At 34.0% G+C, this 6098-nt stretch carries 6 protein-coding genes; 4 read left to right on the forward strand and 2 right to left on the reverse strand.

The annotated features are described in order from the left end of the window. Positions 1-367: 367 nt before the first annotated feature. Positions 368-1030, reverse strand: a complete 663-nt coding sequence (locus AFK68_RS14670) for a DUF3318 domain-containing protein (RefSeq protein ID WP_094673448.1) — start codon at positions 1028-1030, stop codon at positions 368-370. A gap of 717 nt (positions 1031-1747) precedes the next feature. Here AFK68_RS14670 and AFK68_RS41760 point away from each other — a divergent pair. Together AFK68_RS41760 and AFK68_RS41765 are read left to right on the forward strand one after the other, a co-directional pair. Then, positions 1748-2032 carry a hypothetical protein gene (locus tag AFK68_RS41760; protein ID WP_246844198.1) on the forward strand — a complete coding sequence of 95 codons (285 nt, stop codon included), beginning with the start codon at positions 1748-1750 and terminating at the stop codon, positions 2030-2032. Positions 2033-2090: 58 nt separating this feature from the next. After that, a complete protein-coding gene (locus AFK68_RS41765; protein ID WP_246844199.1) occupies positions 2091-2807 on the forward strand; it encodes an RNA-guided endonuclease TnpB family protein in 717 nt (238 codons plus the stop codon). A gap of 455 nt (positions 2808-3262) precedes the next feature. Here AFK68_RS41765 and AFK68_RS36835 read toward each other — a convergent pair whose 3' ends face one another. Next, positions 3263-3439 carry a hypothetical protein gene (locus AFK68_RS36835; protein WP_168186479.1) on the reverse strand — a complete coding sequence of 59 codons (177 nt, stop codon included), beginning with the start codon at positions 3437-3439 and terminating at the stop codon, positions 3263-3265. A 1598-nt stretch (positions 3440-5037) separates the two neighbouring features. Between AFK68_RS36835 and AFK68_RS45250 the strand changes: the two genes are divergently transcribed. Together AFK68_RS45250 and AFK68_RS36840 are read left to right on the forward strand one after the other, a co-directional pair. Next, positions 5038-5613, forward strand: coding sequence for a nuclease-related domain-containing protein (locus tag AFK68_RS45250; protein WP_371357394.1), 576 nt, complete (start codon positions 5038-5040; stop codon positions 5611-5613). Positions 5614-5939: 326 nt separating this feature from the next. Beyond that, complete coding sequence (locus AFK68_RS36840) at positions 5940-6098, forward strand: hypothetical protein (protein ID WP_168186480.1); 159 nt, start codon at positions 5940-5942, stop codon at positions 6096-6098.

Genomic DNA, 6098 nt, shown 5'->3' on the forward strand with positions numbered 1-6098 from the left:
CAATTAATGAATGGAGCTTCTCCTGGCATAATCAGCTTCATAATGATTACCAAATTATGCTTAAGTGATTCAGATAAAAATCACTTAAATGGTTAGACCACCCTCTTGACTAAAATTTTAGTCTAATGATTAGTAATGACTTAATACTAATATACTATATTTAATAGATTAATCTATACCCACTACCTTCGAGAATGGAATTTATTTAGATGATGTATATAGCGACCAAGCCAGATTGCTGTTTCTATTCATTCAGTCCTATCCCTATCATAACACCAAAATAACCAGGACAAATTTGAGTGGGTTGTTACTTCTGAACAAGTCTAGTTTTGATTACTTTCTGGCTAACCCACCCAATATTTCCTATCTAGTTATATATATTTTCAGAACGTGAAGTTTCACGACTTCCTTTTACTCTTGCCTTGGCTTTAGCTGCACTACGTTTGAGAGCTTGAAGTCGTGCTTCATATTTTGCCCTCTGCCGTTTTTTGGGAGTTTCTTCGATTAGAGTTTTCAGAGCACTACCTAAACTTTTATAAGCATTGGGGAGCGAATAACCAAAACGAGTGGCTAGGGCGATCGCCTTATCATCTGCTTCTATCGCCTCTTTGAGATTACGTTCTCCGTTATTTTTCTGATAAAGTCTATACCCAGAGACACCACATAAAGCCAAGGCCAGAAATAAAAGTAGACCATCCTGTACCCATAATTCACCAACAGCACCCCCCAAACCAATGGCAAGGGCAGCCATTTCCCAACCATCCCTGGGAATTGTATCGTTTTGAATTCTGGCCACTTCATGCCAGAATAATAAATTACGTTGGTCTAATGCTAGTTGTTCCCAACGTGCTAGGTCAATGGATATTTCTACCTGGTCTTTGCCTATTTCCTCACTGCGAATGAGTGGGGGATTAACTTCAATAGATTTTTCTACCATTACCCAACTTTGTAATTCTGGAGGTAGTAAGCCTTTGAGACGCCGAATTTCACTCATTTCGGCTCTGGCAGTAGTAGTAGCATAAGATGTCATAGTTTGTTTTAGTCCTATAGATTTTTCAACATATATCATCCTTTCTTTAAATAGTTTACCGTAAGATTTCGGACTGTATGTTTTCTACTCTTACTGACAGGATATGGAAGCTATGCCAAAGTTCAAACTTTTTAGCTTTCTCAATTTTCCTCTACTTCATATTTAAAGAATAGATAGGAAGCAAAATTTATCTTGATTCTGATTTACTTCATTTAAGTATAGGGTGGAAAAACCAAGGCACCTCAGATTAGATATCTGTCTGGAAAAGCTATCTCACTACAAAAGTTTTGAATATTTCTTGGTCTAGGCTTTTGAGAAATTAAAAATTATAGGGAAAATGAGTTGATTTGATGAATGATTCTTGATTTTCCAAAGTTAGGAGAGAATGTGAACAGATACTATAAATATTTTAGCGATATTAATGTCTTGTGGATTACTTAATCTTGTCTAATAGAGGTAATATCAAGACTATTGAATTTTACCGAAAAGCGACGTTGAAGGCCCCTGTGTTTTAACCGAGGGATGAAAACAAAGGAGTCGTTTATACTAGACAACTTTAGTTGTCCTGTGCTTGTATTACATACAATAACTTTTCGGTATGCCCGTTTCAAATGTACTGTTGTCAGCAAGTTTTAGTAGGTAAAAATCATGAATTAATTCCCATTTTAACATTCTTGTGCGAACAGTCTCACAAACTCACTAACATGGGCATATATTATGGTCGGCAATTATATTTTAAAGCAAGGATTGGTATTGGCAAATATGACTTGGAAAAGGTCTACAAACACAACTATCATTACAAAGTTTTATATTCGCTCTTCAGCACAACAAATATTGAGAACTGTAGCTGAATCATTTAGGTCTTATTATGGTCTCATTATTGCCTATAATGAAGGGAAAATCTCAGACAGACCAAGAATTCCTAACTATAGAAAAAAAGGGGGGATGGCTATAGTAAGTTACCCCAAGCAAGCATTAAAACTTAAAGATAATCACGCTTAGAGTACCACTGGGGAATACCTGTAAACGCTGGTTTGGAGTAGATAGCTTTTTAATTCCAATGCCTAGTAATCTAGCATTTTCTACTCTCAAAGAACTGAGAATATTACCGAGAAACAGATGTTTTACCCAAGAATTTGTCTATGAAAAAGAAATAGTAGTTAAACCTCAACTAAACCAAGACAATGTATTAGGAATAGACCATGGTTTAAATAATTGGTTGACCTGTGTATCGAATGTGGGTACTAGCTTAATTGTAGATGGGAAAAATCTCAAATCAATGAATCGTTGGTACAACAAACAGATATCAACTATTAAAGAAAATCAACGGACTGGATTTTGGTCAAATAGACTGGCTGCAATTACAGAAAAGCGTAACCGCCAAATTCGTGACGGTATAAATAAAGCGGCCAGAATAGTAATTAATCATTGTTTAAAAAATCAGCTCGGTACTATTGTTTTTGGTTGGAATAAAGGTCAGAAAAATGAAATAGAATTAGGAAAAAAAAGTAATTCTGAGTTCGTACCAATTCCTACAGCTAGAGTCAAAGAAAGAATAGCTCAATTATGTGAAGAGTATGGGATTATATTTATAGAAACTGAGGAAAGTTATACAAGTATTGCTTCATTTTTAGATGGTGACTATCTACCTAATTATGGTGAGAAACCCAATGATTGGAAACCATCAGGAAAAAGAACAAAGCGATGCAGCGCGGTCTTGGGGGTTTCCCCCATGAGCGACTGCATCAAGACAGCGTGGTTGCAAGCGAACAGGTAATAATTGCTTGATTAATGCAGACTGTAATGGAGCTGCAAATATAATCGCAAAAGTAAGCAGAAAGCTAGGTTTAGACTTAAGCCGACTGTGTAGGGGCACAATGAAATTGTCCCCAGAGAGTTTATCTTTGGTCAGCTAAGAATAGACCGAGCAACACGGATTTATCATGTTGCGTAGTATCTACTTAGAATNCAAAGGGGGTTTCCCCAATGAGCGACTGCATCAAGACAGCGTGGTTGCAAGCGAACAGGTAATAATTGCTTGATTAATGCAGACTGTAATGGAGCTGCAAATATAATCGCAAAAGTAAGCAGAAAGCTAGGTTTAGACTTAAGCCGACTGTGTAGGGGCACAATGAAATTGTCCCCAGAGAGTTTATCTTTGGTCAGCTAAGAATAGACCGAGCAACACGGATTTATCATGTTGCGTAGTATCTACTTAGAATCCCCTCGGCTTCAGCCAGGGGAGTAGTCAACTATATTTCTAGTTAACCTAGTAAAAATTAGGTGGCGATCGCTACTAATAAAATATACAAATATAGGCGTTGGTAAATTAGGGTATGATTTGTATTTTTTGGTAATTGCTAAACTATTGAATAACAATATTTGAGATTGTTCAATTTTTATTTTCATACCTTGATTGACCAATACCCAAATATAGGAGTTATTTAATTCAATCATTGAATTCGTTTAGGGGATGAGGGGCATGAGGATGGGGATTGAATCTTTTTCCTATTGCTCTGTTGGAAAGCTGAAGATTTTTTTTTCTTTTCCCAATACTCAATTCCTTTGGAGGGTAGCGACGATAATCTAGGTATTAGCTTTTAGGAAATCAGAAATAGAAAACCTAGATAACAATGGTTATATTTTCAGTAGTCCAATTTTTTACACTATTTGTATTTTTTTGTCAATGCCTATAATTGCTCAGGTATTTTTACTTATGGAAAATTTGTTTTTTTGAGCTTGTAGTTAGTGAGCTGTAAATCTCTGAATCTAGAATAGTATTAACGTGAATACTGGGTTGTAGCTTTGTTAAAAAGAGGTTATTTTTATTTTGCACACAACATTAGCATTATACTTAATGTTCAGTATGATACAAATCGCTCAAATAACGCAAGCTCGTGAAATATTTTGTAACAATTGACAAAAAAAAGGATTTTTTTGATTTGTACAAACAATATCAAAGCTGATTTAGATTAGTAAAAATTATATTTATGTGGTTGACCTCAAGTTTTGATTTGAAGTTTGTTTGCGATCGCGAAAAGTCAGAAGTAAAAATTTATAGATTGTTTGATTAATATAAGAAATGTAAGATGAAATATTTAAGATATTAGGCTTTGTAATTTCACTAAAAAAGGATTCTATAAATCTGCTACTAAGTTCAAGAATGATGTTCGAGACTGATTAAAATTTAACATCATTTGAAATTTAGAGATATTGGAGCGATCGCTTGGTTATCAATCTATTAATAAATGTCGATTTGATGAAGTAAATAGTTGNCTATAAATCTGCTACTAAGTTCAAGAATGATGTTCGAGACTGATTAAAATTTAACATCATTTGAAATTTAGAGATATTGGAGCGATCGCTTGGTTATCAATCTATTAATAAATGTCGATTTGATGAAGTAAATAGTTGTTCAGTTTTAGGAACAATGTATTTTGTCAGATTATTCAAATATTCCCTCATCTATCTAACTAGAGTTTTGTTCAATGCTGCTAAGATAATTGAGGAATTTTAGACAAAAAAAGCTGTTCAATCTGTCAAGTTTTTACTCAGGCACAATTGCACTAAACAAGTCATACCAATTTTATGAAATATTGCTACAGTGGCTTTGTTCTTGGTATTCAGGAGTCAGGAGATAAGAATTTATAATATTTATTTTTTATGAGAGTAAAACTATTTCGTTTTTGACTATAAACAGTCTGATAACCATAAGAAATTGTTTTTTATGGCAACAATATAATTTGATTTGTATCCCCTATAACGGCAGCAAATTTACTAATAGTTTTGTCATCATTTTACTGTAACTATCTATGCATTAATTTGGTATTAGTAAGTTCGGTAAACCCAATATATCTATCATACGAATATTAAATAGTTGCCTATTATACTTTATGGNGATAAATTTTAGTAGGTTAAGGATAGACACAATGACTATTGAAATTTGGATGGGAAAAAATTTTGATACATCCTATGAAAGAGAAGCTGTAGGAAGATTTTTGGATGATATGGAGTTTCGCTTCGGTAATGAAGAGAAACTCCATTTAGTTTTAATGGATTATTATATTGAAAACCGTCAGATTGATTTAACAGTCCTCAAAAATGATGGGATTATTCCTATTGAATTAAAAGAATGCCATGAACCATTTCTAGCATCTGAGAATGGTGATTGGTTTACGCCGAGTGGGCATATTGTAGGTAGTAAAGATAGAAATCCATTTCAACAGGTTCAAGAGTGTCGGATTAAATGGTTTAACTTACTAAAAGCAAACAAACATAAGTTTCGTTGCTTAGATAATGCCTCAGATGAGCGACCATTTTGGTATTCAACTTGCATTGTTGCTATTAGCCCTTCACTTCATCCAAACACTACAAATAAAATTTCTAGTGATAGCTGGTGGTTTAGACTATTTGGTCTTGATGAACTGGCTAAAAAAATAGAATTTCAAACTAATAAGTATATGAATTTTTCGGATGATGAATTAAGAAAGATAGCTTCTGACTTATTATCGCTGAAACAAAAGTCTCATCAGACTAGAAAAAATACAACAGAATGGGAAAATAAACTTAAAGAACGAGAATAAAGACTTGAAAAGCGCGAACTGGAAATCAAGCAAAAAGAAAAAGAACTGGCAAAACGAGAAGAGTTTCTTGGATACCAAGAGGCAGCACTTAAAAAGTGGGCAGATGAACTTCAGAAAGCAAAAGAAAGTCTTTAAATGAAAAGCAATTATTATCAATAATAGTTTTGAGCAGGATTTAGTGTCCGACGATAATCGCTCATACTTTTTTAGTTAAAACAATCACTCAAGTCAGAAAAATATTCGGCGATAGTTTTCTGACTTAGTTTTACATATTGGCGAAATTATCGAAATTTTTTCTAGTGGAAAATCTGTGGATGAGATGAGAATTGTCTTCGACTCCACCTCGTCGGCAAAAATTAGTAGGTATGGAAAATTATCCCCTCATATCCGAGTCAAATAAAATCGGTAAATTGAGAAAATCCTCATCTACTATTTTTCTGACTTACTTTTACATATTGGCAAAATTATCAGCATTTTTTCTGTGA

Origin of the sequence: Hydrocoleum sp. CS-953 (assembly GCF_002260545.1) — a bacterium.
Classification (GTDB): Bacteria; Cyanobacteriota; Cyanobacteriia; order Cyanobacteriales; family Microcoleaceae; genus Trichodesmium.

What these genes read in the sequence shown, in the direction of transcription:
- AFK68_RS36835 (WP_168186479.1), bottom strand. Translation starts at nt 3,439, where the DNA reads ATGAAAATAAAAATTGAACAATCTCAAATATTGTTATTCAATAGTTTA.
- AFK68_RS14670 (WP_094673448.1), bottom strand. Translation starts at nt 1,030, where the DNA reads ATGACATCTTATGCTACTACTACTGCCAGAGCCGAAATGAGTGAAATT.
- AFK68_RS41760 (WP_246844198.1), top strand. Translation starts at nt 1,748, where the DNA reads ATGGTCGGCAATTATATTTTAAAGCAAGGATTGGTATTGGCAAATATG.
- AFK68_RS41765 (WP_246844199.1), top strand. Translation starts at nt 2,091, where the DNA reads ATGCCTAGTAATCTAGCATTTTCTACTCTCAAAGAACTGAGAATATTA.
- AFK68_RS45250 (WP_371357394.1), top strand. Translation starts at nt 5,038, where the DNA reads ATGGAGTTTCGCTTCGGTAATGAAGAGAAACTCCATTTAGTTTTAATG.